Raw genomic sequence first — 18954 nt, forward strand, 5'->3', positions numbered from 1 at the left:
TGTGGTCTCTCTAGCGTCGATCGCATGAAATTCAGTTCTTCACGACTGGCCGAACTGGACGGTGCGTACCGCGTACTGAAGGAACCGGTCGACCGGCCGGCGGCCCAACGGGATCCGGCCGTCGCCGAACGGGTGTCGGCGATGTTGTCCGACATCGAGCGCGACGGGATGGACGCGGTGCTGCGGTACGCGCGCGAACTCGACGGCTGGGACGGCGGTGACATCGAACTCGGTGCGGGGGACCTGGAACGCTCCGGTGACGAGTTGCCGAAGGAGGTGCGGGCCGGCCTCGAACTGGGAGCCGAGCGCACCCGAGCGTTCGCACTGGCCCAGCGTGCCCACCTCGTCGACTTCGAGACCGAGCTCGCGCCCGGACTGGTCACGGGTCACCGCTACGTGCCCGTCGAACGTGTCGGTGCGTACCTTCCGGCCGGGCGGTTTCCCCTGCTCGCCAGTGCATTCATGACCGCGGGCGTCGCGAAGGCCGCGGGAGTGCCCACGGTGCTCGCGTGCAGTCCGCCGGGGCCGGACGGCCGGGCCCACCCCGCCGTCCTGTACTCGGCCTATCTGTCCGGTGTGGACCGTGTGTACGCGCTCGGCGGGGTGCAGGCCCTGGCCGCGATGGCGTTCGGGCTGCTCGGCGAGCCCGAGGTGGACATGATCGTGGGCGCAGGCAACGCCTTCGTCACCGAGGCGAAACGCCAGCTGTTCGGTACGGTCGCGATCGACCTGCTCGCAGGTCCCTCCGAAGTGGCGGTCATCGCCGACGAGACGGCGGATCCCGAGCTGGTCGCGGCCGACCTGCTCGGGCAGGCCGAGCACGGGGTGAACTCACCGGCGGCTCTCGTCACGACGTCGCAGCGGCTCGGGGAGCAGGTGATCGCCGAGGTCGACCGCCAGCTCGCGACGTTGGCGACCCGTGAGATCGCGGGGCCCGCCTGGCGTGACCACGGCTCGGTCACCTGGGCCAAGGACGCCGCCACGGCGGTCGCACTGATGGACGACCTGGCCCCCGAACATCTGGAGATCCACACCGCCGACGACGCGTACTACCACGGTGCGCTGCGCAACTACGGATCGGTGTTCCTCGGCCCGTGGAGCACCGTGGCGTATTCGGACAAGGGAATGGCGGGGACGAACCACGTGCTGCCGACCGCGGGCGGGGCGAAGCACAGCGCCGGCCTGTCGGTGTCGCGGTTCCTGAAGCCGCTGACGTACCAGCGGGTGAGCCGGGATGCGACACCGTTGCTGGCCGAAGCCGTCGACGCGATCTCCGAGTACGAAGGCATGGCAGCACACCGGAAAACCGCGACCGTGCGGCTGGAGCGTTACCGCCACGGGCAGGAGGACTCATGAGCAAGGCAGCCGAGAACCACGACGCCGTTGGAGAGACGACGGCCGATCAGTCCACATCGGAAAGCAAGGCCCCAGTGGCAGCGGGAAGGACGCCGACGGCTCCCGCGTCGCCGAGTGCCGGCGCCCCGTCCGATGGCGACCGGCGAGGGCGATCCGGTGTTCCCTCGACCCCGCCCGGGACCATGGCACCGGGGCGCCGAACCATGCCGGGTGACCACAGCATCGCCGTGGACCCGGGTTACGGAGTCGACGCGCCCAACGTGGTGCACGGCGAACGTCGCCAGTCACTGCAGGGCTTCGAGGACGTCTACACCGACATCGTCGACTACATCGTCCGCATCACCCACCGCATCTGGGAAGACCAGGACGTGGGCTACATCTACGACACCTACGCGCCCGGCTGCCGGCTCTACGACGACAGCGGTGTCCACTTCGGTGTCGAACAACTCGTGTCCGGCACGATGCAGAGCATCAACGCGTTCCCGGACTGCCGGCATTACGCCGATGACGTGATCTGGGCGGGTACCGATACGGAAGGCTTCGTCACCTCGCACCGGGCTATCAACATCGGACACCACACCGGCCCGTGGCGGTGGGGTGAGCCGACCGGCCGCAAGCTGGAGACGTGGGTCATCGCCAACTGCGTCGTGCGCAACAACGAGATCTACGAGGAATGGGTCCTCTACAACACCGCGGCGAAGTTGCAGCAGCTCGGCATCGACGTGCTGGCCGCGGCGCGGGAGTACGGCAACTCCAAGGACTTCCCGGGGTTGGCCGAGCGCGGGTTCGCCGAGGTCGACCGTATCGAGGGTGGGCGCAAGCCGATGCCGTACCCCGAGCCGTCGAGTCCGGGTTTCGACGTCGAGCACGAGGTCCGCAGGCTCTTCCACGACGTGTACAACCGGCGTGACCTCAGTGCTGTCGACCGCATCTATGCGCGGACCGTGCGGTGGCACGGTGCGACGAACCGCACCGGGTACGGGCGCTCGGACGTCCGTGGCATGGCGCGGAACCTGCTCGCGACCTTCCCCGACATGGGCGTGCGGGTCGACGAGGTGTACTGGATGGGCAACGACGTCGACGGTTACAGCGCGTCGGTGCGCTGGAGCGGGGCCGGTACGCACCGCGGTTACGGGCTCTACGGAACCCCGACGGGCAGGCGAGTGCACCTCTGGGGTATCTCGCAGCTCTACTTCGCGCAGGGGGAGATCGTCGAGGAGTGGTCGTTGTTCAACGAGTTCGACGTCCTCGCCCAGCTGTTGCGGGACGACCCGGGCGAGTGACCAGGCTCGCGTGCGCCGAGTTCGCGCCGGTCGTCGGTGACCCCGACGGCAACCGTGCGCGGGTGGTCGAGTGGATCGCGAGGGCCCGCGCATGCGGCGCGGACCTCGCGGTGCTCCCGGAACTCGCCACGTCCGGCTACGTGTTCGCCGACGAGGCGGAGGCGCAGGCTGCGGCGATGCCCGCGGACGATGCGACGTTGGCTGCGTGGGCGGACGCGGCGGGGGAGACGACCGTCGTCGTCGGGTTCTGCGAGCTCGGCGGCGACGGCGGTCTCTACAACAGCGCCGCGGTGCTCGACGACGGCCGGGTGCGGGCGGTGTACCGCAAGACGCACCTGTGGGACCGCGAGCGACTCGTGTTCCGGCCGGGCGAGGAACCGGCACCCGTCGTCGACGTCTCGGCGGGCCGGATCGGGGTGCTGATCTGTTATGACCTCGAGTTCCCCGAGATGCCGCGGTCGCTCGCGTTGCGCGGTGCCGAGCTGCTCGTGGCCCCGGTGAACTGGCCGGTGGTGCCGCGGCCCGACGGGGAGCGGCCACCGGAGGTGGTGCAGGCCATGGCTGCGGCCCGCACGAACCGGGTGTTCGTGGCGGTGTGCGATCGCGGGGGAATTGAACGCGGACAGGAATGGACCCGCGGCACCGTCGTGATCGACGAATCGGGCTGGGTCGTGGCGGGCGGGCCGGCTGTCACCGGTGAGGCGCGTCTGGTCGTCGCCGACGTGGTCCTGTCGCGCGCACGAGACAAGTCGATATCGGAGTACAACGACGTGATCGCAGACCGCAGGCCGGACCTCTACCGGTAGTGGGCGTGAAGGCGCGGACGTTTCCACGGGACCGCCGGCGTTCCAGCGCGAGGTGCGCCTGAACGCCGGCGGTCGAGCACACACACCCGTCCGACGTGCTCGACCGCCGGTGCCTGGGTCACTGCTCGTCGTTCATGTTCAGTTCCTGATTGACGCCGCCCATCGACTTGATGAACTCGACCGAGCTCTTGGACAGGAATCCGCGGACGCCGTATCCCGGGTCGGTCAGGGTCTTGACGATGGATTCGAACCGCGCTGCGCCCTGGTCGCCGAGCACCTTCGTCAGATCCGGCTTCCCCATCCCCGCATACTGATCGAACTTGTCGAGGATGATCCGATGCTCGGCAGGCCTGGCGTGGGGCAGCTTGTCGACGATCGTCTGCTCAAGGTTCTCCTTGGCATAACGCACCATCTTGTCGGCGGGTGGTTCGTGCCCGGGTTTGAGGGAGGTCTCGCCATCGGCCTTGCCGCCGCTGTCGGGCGTTCCGGCACTGCCGTTGCCGTTGCCACCGTTGCCGTTGCTGCCACCGCTGGCGTTGCCACTGCTGCCGGAGCTGCTTCCGCTGCCGTTGTTGCTGCCACTGTTGCCGTTGCTGCCGGTGTTGCTGCTTCCACCGCCATTGCCGTTGCCACCGCTGCCGTTGCTCCCACCGCTGGCGTTGCCACTGCTGCCGGAGCTGCTCCCGCTGCCGTTGTTGCCACTGCCGCCGTTCGAGGCGCCGGCACTGCCGTTGGACTGGCCACCACCGTCCAGTCTGGACGAGATGGACCCGGTGCCGCTTGCGTCGCTGCCGTTGGAGCCCGGGGAGTTCCCGCCCGCCGGTGATCCGGATCCGGGACGGGGAGACGTGTCGGGCGTGAAGTACTCCGTGCCTCCGCTCGACGGGGTGCTCGCCGTGTCCTGCTTGGGCACGTTGGTGTCGATGGTCAGATCCGGCTTCGGGGGTGTCGTGCCGCCGGGACCACCGGTGCCGCCGGGACCACCGGTGCTACCGGTGCCGTCGTTCGGCGTGGCGGTGTTGTCGCCGGGGTTGTTCCCGCTCGGTGTGCCCGTGTCACCATCCGTCCTGCCGCTGCCGCTGCCGCTGCCGCTGCCGCTGCCGCTGCCGCTGCCGCTGCCGCTGCCGCTGCCGCTGCCGCTGCCGCTGCCGCTGCCGCTGCCGCTGCCGCTGCCGCTGCCGCCTCCCGGCGTGGACTTCGACCCGCCGCCGGCCGCATCGGCGAACGCCTTCGCGGCGTCGTCGCCGATCTTGCCGGTCTCGTCGACGTTCGCCCTGCTCTTGGTGAGTTTCTGGGTGAGCTTGGTGATCTGCACGCCGATCTTCGTCATCGTGATGCCGACGGTTGCGGCGACCGTGCCGAGGAAGATGGGAATCGAGGCGCCGAACGTGAAGGGCATGGCCGCGGCGGCGGCGAAGGCACCGGCGATGATTCCGCCGAGGACACCCGCGATGATGTCCCGGATGACGCCCCGGAACGCGCCCACCAGACCGCCGGCGATGCCCATCTGCTGCGAGGCCGAATCGACGTACTTGCCGAGTGAGTCGAGGTGGGCTTTCAGGCCTTCCATGTCCTTGGCGAAGGCATCGGCGGCTGCACCCCGCCACGACTTCCGCAGTTCTTCCAGGGCTTTCCGGTGGTCCTCGGCCCATTCGGAGAGCTTCTTGCGCTCGGCATCGATGGCCTCCTGGGCGGCACCGATGCCGATGGGGTCGCCCATCAGCATGTCGAGGGGTACGCGGAAGGGTGTGACGTGCTCGATGAGCCAGCCGATGGCCGCCGAGACGAGGCTGCCGACCGGGTCGATCGCCAACCCGAGCGTGTCGAGCGCCAACCCCGCGGCGCCGAGGCCGATCGCCACGTCGTTGCGTTCGTCGACGCCGACGCTCAGGGTGTTGGCCGAATCCATGATGCCCGCGCCGCTGAGCATGTCCTTCCTGGTCAGCGTTTCCTGCGGGTCGTGCCAGAAGTCTCCCGGCCGGTAGTCCTCGCTCATGCCTTGTGCTCCGCGATCGAACCGGCCACGTCTTCCTCCTGCTGGCGGTAGGTCTGTTTGGCCTTGTCCAGTTTCTCGCGGAACGTGCCGATCGAGCCCGCGTAGCTGGTGAACTGGTCCCGCGCCTTGCCGCAGTGGATGGTGGCGCCCAGGCCGAAGATCTGGCCGACCGCGCCGAACAGGCCGGGATCGGCGACACATCCGCCGATCATCTCCGCGGTGCCGCGGAGGTTGTCGGCGAGTTCGTCCAGGTGTCTGCCGAAAACGTCGAACGCCTCGGGATCGTCTACTTCGTACCCACCGCTCACCAGGGATTCACCTCATCGTCATCCGCCTCGTCCTGTGCGGGTCGACGCCGCGGTGCGGGCCGCGACGACGGCGGTGGTGGCGGGGGCGGCGACGGGGGTGTCGTGGGCTTCGACGGTTGCGGGTCCGCGTCCGACTCGGGCTCGCGGGCGAACATGGTCTGGTCCATTCCACCGTCGGCAGCGGGGTCGGTCGGCAGGAATCCCTGCATCATCTCGAGTACCTCGCCACCTCCCATGATGGACTCCACCGAGCCTGCGACCGCCTGCGCTGTCTGCCGCTGTGCCTGGCGGACGGTGTCCATGATGGTCGCCGTCAGCCGCGCCTCGCCGAGCTCGCAGGCGCGCTTGCCGAGCTGGATGTTGCGCAGGGCACCGTTCGGGGCCAGCGAGACGGTGACCGCCCCGTCCCGCGAACTCACGGTCGCCGCCGCTGCTGCGAACGCGTCCTGCAGCTCGGTGGCCCGCTGCTGCATCTCGACGGCCTGTCGTTCGACGTAGTGCTGGAGGTCCTCGCCTGGCCTCAGATTCGGATTCGGATTCGGTTCCACACCCTTCTCCTTCGATACGCTGGGCTGTTGCCGGCATGCCACCCTGCGCGGTCGCGATGGACGTGGCCGTTCCGCGCGCTCTGACACGGCAGCCGGCGTGCGAGGGGAGAGCGGGCGAAAGCCCGTGCGGGGTCGGAGCAGTCCAATGAGGAGGCAACGATGCCATGGGCAACCTATCGGCACGTCGTCGCTGTGGTCCAGACCCCCCGCACACTCCGGCCGGTGTGCGCTCAAATGAGCGCGCACGGTGTGAATTCGACACGGCCTCATAGGCGCCTTTCCGGGCTGCTGCTAGCCTTCGGCGCCGAAGCGATCACCCGGCGCTCTTCCGGAAAGGTGGCCTTCAGCAAGGTGTTCGGTAGTTTCGAGTTCGTGCTGGGCAGCGTCGAGGCGAGCGTCGTCGCTCAGGCCTTCGGTGTCGATATTCGGCGTTTTCCGCTACGTGTGCGCAACACCACCACCGACCCCGGCCGGTTGCGCAAGCTCGCCGGGATCGTCAGCGGAACGCTCGCGGAGCGTGGACTCCTCGTCGGTAAGGATCCCCATCCGAATCTGCGGAGGGCGTTCGAGCTGTTCGGCCGCCATCGGGTGGCGGTGGCCATCAGTGGGCTCGACGATCAGGGTCACGAGATCGCGATGCTGGTCCTCACCGACGGCGCCGACGCGCTCGGCATCGCGCAGCATCACGGTGAGGACGATCTGGTGTTCTGGCTGTTCTCCGACGACGATCTCGTCGACGTCCTCGCGGGCGCGTTGCCCGCCGTGCCCGCGGCAGCCGGTCCCGAGGCGACGGTCCGGCAGAGCCTGCCCGAGTACCGCTCTGCGTTCGACGCCCGGAAGGCCGCCGAACGGGCTCACGACGAGGAGGAGACCAACGCGTTCGGCAACATCCGCGTGGTGGGGAAGACCTCGACACGCCGGAGGCGGCGCGGAGCCGGCGAGTCGGGAGAGGAACGGTTGCGCCGCGCGTTCTCGGGTGAACGACGGGGCGGTGGGCAGATAGTCGTGTCGGCGTTGAGCGGCGAGGGGTCCGCGCCGCGGTCCGTCGGCTGGGTCGACACCGACGAGGGCAGGTATCTGGTGCATGCCGGTGAGGTCGACAACGAATTCGTCGCGCGTTACGAGCCCGCCGGTCGTGCCGAGGTGGCACGCGCCATCCACGGTCTGGTCGCCGAAACCTACTGAGTCGGGAGTGTGTGATGAGTGAGGACGAGACGCGCGAGATCCAACCCGCGGCGGTGGCGGCAGGTCCGGTGCTGAGGGCGGCCGAGCGAGGGGCCCCGATGCTGAGCGGGCGTGAGCTCAAGCGCATGGCGACCGACGGCGGTTTCACGGTCGACGAGACCACGGGGAACCGGATGATCAGCGCACTCGAGGACATTCTGGAAGCCCTCAACAACCGCTGGGCGACGCTCTCGAAGCTCGAGACGTCGCCGCCGCTGAGCGCGACATCGACCGCGAAGTGGGTGGCGCAGCACACGGTCAACACGGCCGCCGACGAGCGCGGTCTGCTCACCCAACTGCGCCAGGCGAAGGAAGAGCTTCCGCAGTACATCCAGGCGATCCGCGAGGCCAAACGCCGGTACGCCGACACCGAGTCGGGAGCTCGCGGCGAGCTCGAGAGTTTCCACGACCGCTTCTGACTTTTCCCTCCGGCCGAAAGAGGTGTCACGACCGTGTCCACGTCCACTCCGGAAGAGAAGACGCAGGCGGTTTCGGACCCGCAGAGCGAGAACTACGACCCCGACAGTCCTCACTACGACGTGACGGTGGATTCGTCGTCGCCGTTCTACGTCGGCGAGATCAGCGACAAGGCGGAGTCGGGTCACGAGTTCCGCGACGTCGCGGAGGCGCTGTCGGACGTCTTCCCGTTCAGTGCTTTCGGCGACGCGTTCACCCAGGCTCTTTATCAGGGGTTCCTCACCAGCGACCGGGCCGGTATGGACGAAGGTCTGGAGATCCGCCAGGCGGGCGAGGTGCCGAGGACCGTGTGGGAGAACGCCTCGCACGAGCAGATGGTCGAGACACTCAGCAGTCAGGCCGATTCCGCGGCGGTCGCCGAGACCTCCGAGGAATGGGTGAAGACCGGCAACGAGCTGACCCTGCACCAGCAAGCTGTCGCGGACGCGATCAACGACAGCATGGGCGATTGGCAGGGCGACGGTGGAGATGCCGCGAGGGAGCATCTCGCCGGAGTCGCCAAGTGGTTGGGTTCGACGGCGCAGGGTGCCGTCCTCACCGGACGTCAGCAACAGATCCACTCGCAGACGCTCAACGAGACGCAGAAGCAGATGGATGGCAACCCGCCGTTGCCGTTCTCCGCGGGAGAGGCCAACCGGCGGTTGGCCGACATCGGTGATCCGACGGCCTACGCCATGGCGGTCCAGCAGGAAATGCAGACGATGCAGGAGAGCGAGGCCAGGCGAGGGCAGGCAGCCCGGATCATGACGCAGTTCGACGAGACCGTCGGAGGCGCCGTCGACATGCCACTGTTCTCGCCGCCGCCCGCGCTCGCCGGACCGCGGGCCACAGCGTCCCCCGGCGCGCCGGCCGCCGGAGGGGGAGCGGCGGCCACGCCCGCGGTAACGCCACAGGTCCAGGACCCGGATTCGTTCGGCGCCGCCGGACAGGAGGCTCAGCCGGCTGCCGGGACCGCGTCACCGGTCGGCGGCTCGTACGCGCCCGGCGGCCCGGCCGGAGAGGGCGACGGTGCGATCACCCCGGCAGGGTCCGGCGGCGAGGGCCGGCCGTTCGCGGCGCAAGTGCCGGACGGTGCCGGGCAGTCGTTCTCGCCGGAGGCCGCGCGTGGTGGGTCGTATGCGCCGGATGTCCCGGATGTGCCTGGCGTGCCGCAGGGTGGCGAGTCCTTCTCGCCGACCCCACCGGCGACGCCGGACGCTCCGCGGGGCGGACAGCCGTTCGCGGCGAACGGGCCGCAGGTGCCGGACGGCGGTGGGCAGTCGTTCTCGCCGGACGGGCCGCAGGTGCCGGACGTGCCGGAGGGCGGCGCATCCTTCTCGCCGAGCGCGCCCGACATCCCGGACGTCGACCGCAGCGGCACGGGTGCCTCGTCGTACGTACCGCCGAAGTTCAGCGCCCCGGACCTGCACCCCTCGGGCGGCAACCCGTCCGGCTGGTCCGGCGCGGTGAACGGTGACATCAGCAGCAGGCTCGGAGGCGCGGCTGCGGCCGGCAGCAGTGGAGCGATCGGCGGAGCGCTCGCCGGTGGTCCCGGCAGTGCCAACGCCGGAGGACGCGGTCCGGCCACCGGGAGCGGATCGTGGGGCGCGGGAGGCACCTCCGGCGCTGCCGGCACACAGCACGTGACCGGCGGCGCGAACGGTGCCGGCGCGGCAGGCAGCGGTATGGCCGGTGGGATGGCACCCGGGATGGGTGCCTCGGGCCGGAAAGGTGAGGAGGACAAGGAGCACCGTGTGGCGGGCTACCTCGAGGACGAGGAGGATGTCTTCGCTCCCGAACAGGTCATCGCACCACCGGTCATCGGTGATTGGGAGAACAACAAGAACGAGGACTGGCGGTAGGGACGCGGTTGGCGTACCGAGCGCCGGCCGCAACGGAACGTGCAGGTCCGGCGGATCGGTGCGTCGGCACCGAGCACGATCACGGCGCTGTGGTTGCCGGCGCTGTGGTTGCCGGTGGGTTGACGTCGCAGTGGTTCAGGGTGTGGCGGTGCTGCCGCGGACGGTGAGCGTCGGGGTGAGGACGACGTCCTTCGCGGCGGTGCGCTGTTCGTCGAGGCGTTCCGCGCAGGCTTGCACGGCGAACTCGGCCATCGCGGTGGCGTCCTGCCTGACGGTGGTCAGGTCCACGTAGGACATGCCGGCCGCGCGGGTGTCGTCGTAGCCCACGATCGACAGGTCGCGGGGCACGCGCAGGCCCGCGCGGCCGAACGTGTGCAGTAGTCCTTCCGCGCAGCTGTCGTTGGCGGCGAACACCGCGGTCGGCCGGTCCGAACGGGACAGCAGCTTCACGGCGGCGCGGACGCCGGACTCCTCGGTGTAGTCACCCGGCAGGATCTCGACGTACTCGGAAAGCCCGTGCTCGGCCATCCGCCCGCGGTAGGCACTCCGCCGGTCGGCGGCGCCGGGCAGGTGGCCGCCGTCGACGTGGACGATCCTGCGGTGGCCGAGTTCGATGAGGTGATCGACGGCGATTCGGGTACCCTCCTCATCGGCGGTACGCACACTGTCGATGCCCGCTCCGCCGGTGTGCTGGCCGATCTCGACGACCGGAACCTGCCGCGCGATCTTGGTCAGGTGGGAAGGCGACTCGATGGACAGTCCGATGAGGATGATCGCTTCGCAGCGGAGGCCGAGCAGTTCGTCCACGGCCTGCCGTACGCCACGGGTGGGCAGGATCGCACTGAGCACGATGCTGTAGTCGAGACCGGCGGCCGCGGCGTACAGCCCCTCGATCACCAGCGGGTCGAGGGAATGCTCCATGGTGAACAGCACGCCGAGCTGACGGCTGCGCGCCCGCCGCAGCAGCTGGGCCGCCGTGTCGGCGTGGAAGCCGAGGTCCTCGGCTGCGCGCAGGACGTGCTCACGGGTGTGCGGGTTCGGGCCCGGCTTGTCGCCGAGTACGAGCGACACCGTCTGGCGGGACACCCCGGCGCGTGCCGCGACGTCGGCCATCGTGGGACGTCGGGTGGGTTCGCAGTCCTCCGACCGCGGCATCACTGCCTCCTGATCGCTGCCTCCGGACCGGCGCGAGGTGTGTCCGGGATCGTACCGGCGACCCGCACGGCGCCGTGGCCGACGTCGGCCGGCGAGGCAGATCACAGCCCTGCGACTTGAACGATCCCGAGAGGTCCTGAGACCGTGGATTTGGCACGTGCCAAACCGGCCTCCATCGCCGCGGGCCCGGCCCGTCCGTCGCCGTTTCCCTCGTCCGATGTGCAGGAAAGGTATGCCCTCATGGCTGTGGCGTTGTGCGCTCTCGCGCTCGGAGCGTTCGCCATCGGTACCACCGAGTTCGTCATCATGGGCCTGTTGCCGCAGGTGGCGGGCGGTCTCGACGTGTCCGTGGCCACCGCGGGCAACCTCATCTCGGCCTACGCGCTCGGCGTGGTGGTCGGCGCGCCACTGCTGACGGCGGTGGCGACCAGGCTGGGCCGCAAGCAGGCGCTGCTGGCGTTCCTGGCGCTGTTCGTCCTGGGCAACGTCGCGACCGTGTTCGTACCGGGCTACGGCGGCGTGTTCGCGTCGCGGGTGATCGCCGGGCTGCCGCACGGTGCCTACCTCGGCGCGGCGAGCCTCGTCGCCGCCCAGCTCGTCGGGCCGGCGCGGCAGGCCACGGCCGTCGCCCGCGTCTTGATGGGGCTGACGGTGGCCAACATCGTCGGCGTCCCGGCTGGCACGTTCCTCGGCCAGGTCTTCGGCTGGCGCGCTGCGTTCCTCGTCGTCGGCGTGCTCGGGCTGCTCGCCGCGGCCGGTGTAGCCGCGTTCGTGCCTGCGCTGCCGAAGCCGGAGGGCGTCGGCCTGCGGACGGAGGTGGTCGCGCTCGGCAGGAAGCAGGTCGTGCTCGGGCTGACGACCGCGGTGTTCGGGTTCGCCGGGGTCTTCGCCGTCTACAGCTACATCTCCCCGATGCTGACCGAATTGGCCGGATTGTCGGACGGCGCGGTGCCGGTGGTGCTGGCCCTGTTCGGTGCCGGTATGACCGCGGGGTCGCTGATCGTGGGTCCGCTGGCGGACCGCGCGCTGCGGCCGACGATCTACGGCTCACTGATGGCACTCGCCGTCGCGCTGCTGGTGTTCTGGTTCGCGATCGACGCGCCGTGGTCGGCGGTGGTCATGACCGTCGTGCTCGGCGCCGTCGGATTCGGGGTCACCGCACCGCTGCAGGTGCTGATCATGCAGAAGGCGGGGAGGGCTCCGACCCTGGCGGCGGCGTCCAACCATTCGGCGTTCAACCTGGCCAATGCCGGTGGAGCGTGGCTCGGTGGCGTCGGGATCAGTGCCGGACTGGGGTACGCCTCGCCCGCGATCATCGGCGCGGTGCTGGCCGTCGTCGGCCTCGGAATCGCGGTTGTGGCCGGGATGCTGGACCGCGACCCGTCCGATTCCCGGCCGGTCGCCGCCGACCCGGGTTCCGGCGATGCGGACTCCGCAGGCCAAGAAGGGATCGGCGCCGCAGCCGTCGAACGGGTCGGTTGATCCGGTCCGAGCGACTGTGGCGACGTCGGGGCCGGACGCGCTCGGTTCGCGGGGCGGCGAAGCCTGCCGGGTAGCGCCGACCCGCTGCCGGTCACCGGCCGGTCAGGCGGAGGATCCGGTCGTCGCCGTCGGTGGGTGACCCTCGGCCGTCGGTGTTGTTGGTCAGGATCCACAGGTCACCGTCGGGTGTCGTGGTGACGTCGCGCAGCCGGCCGTACTCGCCCGCCAGCAACTCGGACGACGACGACGGGTCGGCGACCGGCACCGTGCGCAACACTTCGCCGCGCAGGTTGGCGATGTGGATCGTCCCGTCGTGGATCTCGATGCCACTCGGGCTGGCCTCGTCCGGCCGCCACTGCTGGACCGGGTCGGTGAACCGCTCGTCGCCGCCGATCCCTTCGACGACGGGCCAGCCGTAGTTGCGGCCCGGCTCGATGACGTTGAGTTCGTCCCACGTGTCCGCGCCGAACTCGGACGCGAACATGGTGCCGTCGGCGGCCCAGGCGAGTCCCTGCGGGTTGCGGTGTCCGTAGCTGAACACCGGCGAGCCGTCGAACGGATTGTCGTCGGGCACGTCGCCGTCCGGTGTCAACCGCAGAATCGACCCGGCGGGGTTGCTGCGGTCCTGCGCGTCGTCGGAGTCCCCGGCATCGCCCACCGTGACGTACAGCATGCCGTCGGGCCCGAACGCGATCCGGCCCCCGGAGTGGATCGTCGCGGACGGCAGGCCGTCGACGATCGTCTCGGCGTCACCGAGCGACAGTGCCCCCGGCTCACCCTCGACGGCGTAGCGCTCGACGCGATTGCCGTCCGGCCCGGTCGAGTGGACGTACAGGCGATCCCGGTCGTCGGTGGCCAGTCCCATCAATCCGGTCTCGCCGCCGGGTTCCACGTCGTCGATCGTCCCGGCCACCCGCGTGCCGTCGTCGATGATCTCGAGGATCTCGCCGTCGTCGCGCGTACTGACCAGCGGCGTGTCCCCGGCGAACGCGATCGACCACGGTGCGTCGAGTCCCGTGACCACGGTCTCGGCGCTGCCTCGGGCGTCGGCACGTTCCGCCGAGCCGTCGGAGGGGGCGGACGAACAACCGGTGAGCAGCACGAGCGCAGCGGTGCCGACGACGGGCAGAACGCGCATCGGGGTCATATCGACCACCGTACGACCTCCCGGCCAACGGTTCCCGGGACGACCGTTCCCACGACACCCGCACCCGGATGCGGGACGATCGGACCATGGCCGCCACCGAGAAAGTCGACGTCACGAAGACGATCGACGGCTACCGCGCCCGGAAAGGCAGGTTCGACGTCGTCGACGTGCCGGACCAGCGGTTCCTGATGGTCGACGGGCACGGCGACCCGAACACGTCGGCCGCGTTCGCCGACGCCCTCGGCGCGCTGTACCCGGTGGCCTACACGCTGAAGTTCGCCAGCAAACGCGACCTCGGCAGGGACTACGTCGTGCCGCCGCTGGAAGGACTGTGGTGGGCCGACGACATGGCCGCGTTCACCACGGGGCGGGACAAGACACAGTGGTCGTGGACGATGCTGATCATGGTGCCGGAGTGGGTCGACGGCGGCATGGTCGAGGCCGCCATCTCCGCCGTCGCGACGAAGAAGCGCCCCGCGCGCATCGACGACGTCCGGTGTGACGTGCTCTCCGAAGGAACCTGTGTCCAGACGTTGCACGTCGGCTCGTTTGACGACGAGGCGCCCGTGCTCGCCACGATGCACCACGACGTCATCCCCGCACGCGGGTTGCGGATGACCGGGACCCATCACGAGATCTACTTCAGCGATCCGCGCAGGACACCGTCGGAGAAGCGGCGGACCATCCTCCGGCAACCGGTGTTGCCGGAGGATGCGTGAATCGCTCGGGGACCGGCCGACGTCGCCACCGAGCGGCACACCACCACCGAGCGGCACACCACCACCGAGCGGCACACCACCACCGGTCGACGCAGTCCACCACTGATTGAAACGGTACTGCGGCGCAGCGGTGGGTCGTTGCTATGTTCCGCCGCACGCGCGGAAAGGTGAGTGGCATGGGTGTGTACGCGGTCACCGGAGCCGCTTCCGGAATGGGCCGGGCGGCGGTCGACAACCTGCGTGCCGCCGGGCACACCGTCCTCGGCGTGGATCTGCGCGACGCGGACGTGGTGGTCGATCTGGCCGCACCGGCCGGTCGGCGGAACGCTGCGGAGGCGGTTCTCGAGGCCTGCGCCGGGCGGCTCGACGGTGCCGTGCTGGCCGCCGGGCTCGGCCCGGTGCGGGGCCGGGAACGCGAGATCGTCGAGGTCAACTACTTCGGCGTGACCGAGTTGCTGCGGTCGTGGCGGCCCGCGCTGGCCGCTGGAGGAGGCGGCCGAGTGGTGGTCCTGTCCAGCAATTCGACCACCACGACTCCGTTGGTGCCGCGGCGCGTGGTGCGGGCGTTGCTCGCGGGCGACGGCGCCAAGGCCGTGCGGGCCCTGCGATGCCACGGCCCGGCCCGTGCGGTGATGAGCTACGGCGGATCGAAGCTCGCGGTGAGTCATTGGGTCCGGCGCGAAGCCGTGACGCCGGAGTGGGCGGGCTCCGGAATCCGGCTCAACGCGTTGGCGCCGGGGGCGATCCTGACCCCGCTGCTGGAACATCAGCTCGCCGATCCGTCGTCGGCCAGGGCGGTGGCCTCGTTCCCGGTCCCGGCGGGTGGTTTCGGCGATCCGGCACAGCTGGCGGACTGGATCGTGTTCCTGCTGTCCGATGCCGCCGACTTCATGGTGGGCAGCGTCGTGTTCGTGGACGGCGGAACCGACGCCTACTTCCGACCCGAGGCGTGGCCGAGACCGGTGCCGCTGCGTGGTCTGCTCCGGTACCTGCGGCGGATGCGGTCGTTCCGCCGACCCTGACCTGGCCGGGCGCGGCCAGGTGCCCCATATGTCACGGCGATGAGCCGTCCCGGTAGTCTATCGTCCAGGTAAGGCACTTGACTGAAAATGTGTCACGGCCTGCCGCCTCCGTGTGGTGGGCCGGCACGAGAAGGGGCGGTATGTCGATTCCCCGGTTGTCCGAGCTGAGTGCACGGCTCGGCGCGGACCTCGACGGAGTGCGCGAGCGGTACCGCGCGGAGCGCGAACGCCGTGTCCGCACCGACACGTCAACCCGTTACCGGCGTGCGGAGGGCGAATGGGGCTACTACGCCGCGGATCCGTACGTCGAATCCGGGTTCACGCGGGAGCCGCTGACCGACCGGGTCGACGCCGTCGTCGTCGGTGGCGGGTTCGGCGGCCTGCTCGCCGGTGCGCGGCTGCGGCAGGCCGGGCTCGAACGCATTCGCATCGTCGAGAAGGCCGGCGACTTCGGCGGCACCTGGTACTGGAATCGCTACCCGGGCATCCACTGCGACATCGAGTCGTATGTGTACCTTCCGCTGCTCGAAGAGGTCGGGTACATGCCGCGGTGGAAGTATGCGCCGGGTGAGGAGATCCGCCAGCACGCGATGGCGATCGGCCGCACGTTCGATCTCTACACCGATGCGCTGTTCCAGACCGGAGTCCGCGAGCTCCGGTGGGACGACGGCGAATGGATCGTCCGTACCGACCGTGACGACGAGGTGCGCGCGACGTACGTCGTCGTGTCGAACGGCACCCTCGATCACGCCAAACTGCCGCGTATTCCCGGTATTGAGGACTTCGCCGGGCACACGTTCCACACGAGCCGGTGGGACTACGGCTACACCGGAGGCGACCCCGGCGGCGGTCTGGCCGGTCTTGCCGACAAGCGCGTCGCCGTCATCGGCACCGGCGCCACCGGCATCCAGGTCGTGCCGGCCGTCGCTCGAGACGCCGAGCACCTCTACGTCTTCCAGCGCACGCCATCCACTGTGGACGTCCGTGACAATCGGCCGACGGATCCCGAGTGGGCGGCCTCCCTCGAACCCGGCTGGCACACGCGGCGGCGAGAGAACTTCCAGGCGGTCGTCACGGGGCACGCCACCGACGAGGATCTCGTGGCCGACGCGTGGACCGCGAGTGGCCAAGTCCTCGGCAAGATCATCAGCACGGACGCCCACGACGATGTCGACCCCGACGAATGGGAGCAGATCGAAGAGTTCCTCGACCTGGAGAAGATGGCGGAGATCCGGGCGCGGGTCGACCGGGTCGTCGACGATCCCGCGACGGCGGAGCTGCTGAAACCGTGGTACCGCTACGCCTGCAAACGGCCGACCTTCAGTGACGAGTACCTGCAGGCGTTCAATCGGCCGAACGTCACGCTCGTCGACACGGCGGATAACGGCGGTGTGGAACGGATGACCGAGCGGGCGATCGTCGTCGGCGGTGCCGAGTACCCGGTCGACTGCGTCATCTTCGCGACCGGATTCGAGGTCGGCATGTCGGACGTCATGACCGGGCGGCTGCCCGTGTACGGCCGGGACGGCACGAACCTGCTGCAGTCATGGGCGGTCGCCGGGCCACGCACCCTGCACGGGTTCACCAGCAACGGATTTCCGAACCTGTTCCACCTCGGCTCGTTGCAGAACGCACCGTCGGTGAACTTCACCCATGTGCTGGACGAACAGGCGATCCACGTCGCGGAAACGATCGCGGAGGCTCGCCGCCGCGGTGTCAAGTCGATCGAGCCGACGGTCGAGGCCGAGACCTCGTGGGCCGAGACGATTGGCCGCACGTCTCCGGACCGCGAATGGTTCGACGCCGAGTGCACGCCGGGGTACTACAACAACGAGGGTCGTCCCCGCGGTCCGCGGCAGACCTATGGCCCCGGCCCGGGTCCGTTCCAACGACTGCTGCGTGAGTGGCGCTCCGGAGACGGCATCGAGGAGGTGCTCCGCGGTGGCTGACGGCGCGCCCCGTCCGTCGGCACGCCACATGCGGAACGTCACGCGGATGAACCGCCCGGGACCACTGCGTGGTTCGAACGGCGTCGCGTTCGGGCCGGACGGCCGGCTGTACGTTGCGCAGTTCGTCGCCGGCCGGATCAGCGCCCTCGACCTGGATTCGGGCGACGTCGAGCATGTCGTCGACGAACGCGGCCCGGTGCAGGCACCCGACGACCTCGCGTTCGGCGCGGACGGATCGATGTACATCACGGACCTCACGCCCGGGCGCGTGTGGCGGCGTGATCACGCGGGCACCGTCACCCTCGTCTCCGACGACGTCGCGGTGCCGAACGGGATCGCGTGCGTCGGCGACCGGCTGTTCGTCAACGAGATGTGCGCCGGAGGCCGGTTGCTGGAGTTGGCGGCAGATGGCGGGCAAACGGTTCTCGCCGAGGATCTGATGCTGGGCAACGCCATGCAGCTCGGGCCGGACGGGATGCTGTATTACCCGCACATGCTGACCGGCGAGGTGCATCGGGTTTCGCCCGACGGCGGCGGCCCGGAGGTCGTCGCGACGGGCGTCGACGCGCCGGTCGCGGTGCGCTTCGACCGTGCGGGCACGCTCACGGTGCTGTCGCGCGGCGTGGAAGGCATCGTGACCAGGTTCGAATCGTCCGCCGGCGGTCGGCGCCGTGTCACGCCCGGTGATCTGTCCGGAATGGACAACGCCGCCTTCGATGCCGAGAACCGGATGTTCGTCTCCCGCTTTGCGGCGGGCGGTATCGCCGAGCTCGCACCCGACGGACGCGCACGCGAGATCGTCACGCCGGGCCTGGCAGGTCCGTACGGCGTGGCCGTACATTTCTCGGGAACCGTCTTCGCGGCGGACAACTACCAGCTCGCCGGCCTCGAGGGCGGCAGGGCCGACACCCGGGAACTGCTGCTGCTCACCCATGGTGTCGCCGCAGCCACCGAGGGCGGCGGCCTGCATCTGACCTCCCAGTTCGGGACGGTGCGAACCTACGATCCGGAAGCGCGCAGCGTGATCACGCACGCCGAGGGGCTCGCGCGTCCGACGGGGATCGCCGAGCTGCCCGACGGCGGACTCGTCGTGGCGGAAACCGGAGCGGGCCGGGTCGTGAAGGTCGATCCCGCCGACGCGGTGACGACGGCCGGTGGGGTGAGCGACGTCGTCGTGCTCGCGGACGGCCTCGCCGAACCGGTGGATGTCGCGATCGGCACTCACGGCAGCTGCTACGTCACCGACGAGCATGCGGGAACCGTCGGCCTGATCACGGAAACTGGTGTCGAGATCGTGGTGGACGGCCTGGACGCACCGCACGGCGTCACCGTCGCCGACGGCGTGGTGTTCGTCGTCGAGGCGGGTCGGCGGCGGGTGGTCGCAGTCGACCCTGACGTCGGTGAGCCGGTGGTGGTGGCCGACGAGCTGCCGCTCGCATTCCCGGCGGGACGTGGGCGCACCCAGCCTGCCCTGTTCAACCACGGTCTCCCGGGAGTGGCCGTGCCGTTCGCCGGTATCGACGCCGGGCCGGACGGAACCCTGTACGTCGCGGCCGGTGGAGAGGGCACCGTGCTGTGCCTCACAGCTTGCGCGACCGGGGAGTGAGCGCGGCGCATCGCGCCGTCCCAGCCGGCAACACC

The 18954-nt window shown here is 69.8% G+C and carries 16 protein-coding genes; 11 read left to right on the forward strand and 5 right to left on the reverse strand.

Going from position 1 to position 18954, the window contains the following annotated elements:
• Window positions 1–24 precede the first annotated feature (24 nt).
• The 3 genes from hisD to FB384_RS18140 all read left to right on the forward strand — a co-directional run bounded on the left by hisD (window position 25) and on the right by FB384_RS18140 (window position 3445).
• Entirely contained in the window at window positions 25–1356 is a 1332-nt protein-coding gene (gene hisD / locus FB384_RS18130) for a histidinol dehydrogenase (RefSeq protein ID WP_183784650.1), read from the forward strand.
• 203 nt (window positions 1357–1559) lie between these two features.
• Window positions 1560–2639 carry an ester cyclase gene (locus tag FB384_RS18135; RefSeq protein ID WP_221212787.1) on the forward strand — a complete coding sequence of 360 codons (1080 nt, stop codon included), beginning with the start codon at window positions 1560–1562 and terminating at the stop codon, window positions 2637–2639.
• The gene (locus FB384_RS18140) at window positions 2636–3445 is read left to right on the forward strand and encodes a nitrilase-related carbon-nitrogen hydrolase (RefSeq protein WP_183784652.1); all 810 of its coding nucleotides are present in this window, start codon (window positions 2636–2638) and stop codon (window positions 3443–3445) included. Before FB384_RS18135 ends, FB384_RS18140 begins: the two co-directional genes overlap by 4 nt.
• A gap of 118 nt (window positions 3446–3563) precedes the next feature.
• On the opposite strand, the gene FB384_RS18145 is transcribed toward FB384_RS18140, so the two are convergent.
• Genes FB384_RS18145 through FB384_RS18155 form a run of 3 tightly spaced genes read right to left on the reverse strand, consistent with a single transcriptional unit; the run spans window position 3564 to window position 6297 of the window.
• Complete coding sequence (locus FB384_RS18145) at window positions 3564–5441, reverse strand: WXG100 family type VII secretion target (protein ID WP_183784654.1); 1878 nt, start codon at window positions 5439–5441, stop codon at window positions 3564–3566.
• Window positions 5438–5749 carry a hypothetical protein gene (locus tag FB384_RS18150; RefSeq protein ID WP_258937758.1) on the reverse strand — a complete coding sequence of 104 codons (312 nt, stop codon included), beginning with the start codon at window positions 5747–5749 and terminating at the stop codon, window positions 5438–5440. Before FB384_RS18150 ends, FB384_RS18145 begins: the two co-directional genes overlap by 4 nt.
• Complete coding sequence (locus tag FB384_RS18155; protein ID WP_323985274.1) at window positions 5746–6297, reverse strand: YbaB/EbfC family nucleoid-associated protein; 552 nt, start codon at window positions 6295–6297, stop codon at window positions 5746–5748. The genes FB384_RS18150 and FB384_RS18155 overlap by 4 nt, the downstream gene beginning before the upstream one ends.
• Window positions 6298–6648: 351 nt before the next feature.
• Here FB384_RS18155 and FB384_RS18160 point away from each other — a divergent pair, with 351 nt between their 5' ends.
• The 3 genes from FB384_RS18160 to FB384_RS18170 are packed head-to-tail and all read left to right on the forward strand — an operon-like array spanning window position 6649 to window position 9839.
• Window positions 6649–7482 carry an ESX secretion-associated protein EspG gene (locus FB384_RS18160; RefSeq protein WP_183784656.1) on the forward strand — a complete coding sequence of 278 codons (834 nt, stop codon included), beginning with the start codon at window positions 6649–6651 and terminating at the stop codon, window positions 7480–7482.
• Between the two features lie 14 nt (window positions 7483–7496).
• Complete coding sequence (locus tag FB384_RS18165) at window positions 7497–7940, forward strand: hypothetical protein (protein WP_228726062.1); 444 nt, start codon at window positions 7497–7499, stop codon at window positions 7938–7940.
• A gap of 33 nt (window positions 7941–7973) precedes the next feature.
• Entirely contained in the window at window positions 7974–9839 is a 1866-nt protein-coding gene (locus FB384_RS18170; protein WP_183784657.1) for a hypothetical protein, read from the forward strand.
• Window positions 9840–9974: 135 nt separating this feature from the next.
• Here the strand turns inward: FB384_RS18170 and FB384_RS18175 are convergent, their stop codons facing one another.
• On the reverse strand, window positions 9975–10994 hold the full coding sequence (locus tag FB384_RS18175; RefSeq protein ID WP_228726063.1) for a LacI family DNA-binding transcriptional regulator: 1020 nt from the start codon (window positions 10992–10994) through the stop codon (window positions 9975–9977).
• A 240-nt stretch (window positions 10995–11234) separates the two neighbouring features.
• Here FB384_RS18175 and FB384_RS18180 point away from each other — a divergent pair, with 240 nt between their 5' ends.
• Window positions 11235–12476, forward strand: coding sequence for an MFS transporter (locus tag FB384_RS18180; protein ID WP_183784659.1), 1242 nt, complete (start codon window positions 11235–11237; stop codon window positions 12474–12476).
• Window positions 12477–12567: 91 nt separating this feature from the next.
• Here FB384_RS18180 and FB384_RS18185 read toward each other — a convergent pair whose 3' ends face one another.
• Window positions 12568–13623: a PQQ-dependent sugar dehydrogenase gene (locus tag FB384_RS18185; protein WP_183784661.1), complete on the reverse strand. Its 1056-nt coding sequence runs from the start codon at window positions 13621–13623 to the stop codon at window positions 12568–12570.
• 86 nt (window positions 13624–13709) lie between these two features.
• Between FB384_RS18185 and FB384_RS18190 the strand changes: the two genes are divergently transcribed.
• The 4 genes from FB384_RS18190 to FB384_RS18205 all read left to right on the forward strand — a co-directional run bounded on the left by FB384_RS18190 (window position 13710) and on the right by FB384_RS18205 (window position 18919).
• On the forward strand, window positions 13710–14342 hold the full coding sequence (locus tag FB384_RS18190; protein ID WP_183784663.1) for a GyrI-like domain-containing protein: 633 nt from the start codon (window positions 13710–13712) through the stop codon (window positions 14340–14342).
• A 176-nt stretch (window positions 14343–14518) separates the two neighbouring features.
• Window positions 14519–15364, forward strand: coding sequence for an SDR family oxidoreductase (locus tag FB384_RS18195; protein ID WP_183784665.1), 846 nt, complete (start codon window positions 14519–14521; stop codon window positions 15362–15364).
• A gap of 140 nt (window positions 15365–15504) precedes the next feature.
• A complete protein-coding gene (locus FB384_RS18200) occupies window positions 15505–17313 on the forward strand; it encodes a flavin-containing monooxygenase (RefSeq protein WP_183784667.1) in 1809 nt (602 codons plus the stop codon).
• Between the two features lie 46 nt (window positions 17314–17359).
• Window positions 17360–18919: a hypothetical protein gene (locus tag FB384_RS18205; RefSeq protein ID WP_228726064.1), complete on the forward strand. Its 1560-nt coding sequence runs from the start codon at window positions 17360–17362 to the stop codon at window positions 18917–18919.
• Window positions 18920–18954 lie beyond the last annotated feature (35 nt).

Origin of the sequence: Prauserella sediminis (assembly GCF_014195435.1) — a bacterium.
GTDB lineage: Bacteria > Actinomycetota > Actinomycetes > Mycobacteriales > Pseudonocardiaceae > Prauserella > Prauserella salsuginis.

Bases quoted from the DNA above. Each gene is read 5' to 3' on its own strand.
- hisD (WP_183784650.1), top strand. From the start codon at position 25: ATGAAATTCAGTTCTTCACGACTGGCCGAACTGGACGGTGCGTACCGC.
- FB384_RS18135 (WP_221212787.1), top strand. From the start codon at position 1,560: ATGCCGGGTGACCACAGCATCGCCGTGGACCCGGGTTACGGAGTCGAC.
- FB384_RS18145 (WP_183784654.1), bottom strand. From the start codon at position 5,441: ATGAGCGAGGACTACCGGCCGGGAGACTTCTGGCACGACCCGCAGGAA.
- FB384_RS18165 (WP_228726062.1), top strand. From the start codon at position 7,497: ATGAGTGAGGACGAGACGCGCGAGATCCAACCCGCGGCGGTGGCGGCA.
- FB384_RS18175 (WP_228726063.1), bottom strand. From the start codon at position 10,994: ATGCCGCGGTCGGAGGACTGCGAACCCACCCGACGTCCCACGATGGCC.
- FB384_RS18180 (WP_183784659.1), top strand. From the start codon at position 11,235: ATGGCTGTGGCGTTGTGCGCTCTCGCGCTCGGAGCGTTCGCCATCGGT.
- FB384_RS18185 (WP_183784661.1), bottom strand. From the start codon at position 13,623: ATGACCCCGATGCGCGTTCTGCCCGTCGTCGGCACCGCTGCGCTCGTG.
- FB384_RS18190 (WP_183784663.1), top strand. From the start codon at position 13,710: ATGGCCGCCACCGAGAAAGTCGACGTCACGAAGACGATCGACGGCTAC.
- FB384_RS18195 (WP_183784665.1), top strand. From the start codon at position 14,519: ATGGGTGTGTACGCGGTCACCGGAGCCGCTTCCGGAATGGGCCGGGCG.
- FB384_RS18200 (WP_183784667.1), top strand. From the start codon at position 15,505: ATGTCGATTCCCCGGTTGTCCGAGCTGAGTGCACGGCTCGGCGCGGAC.
- FB384_RS18205 (WP_228726064.1), top strand. From the start codon at position 17,360: ATGAACCGCCCGGGACCACTGCGTGGTTCGAACGGCGTCGCGTTCGGG.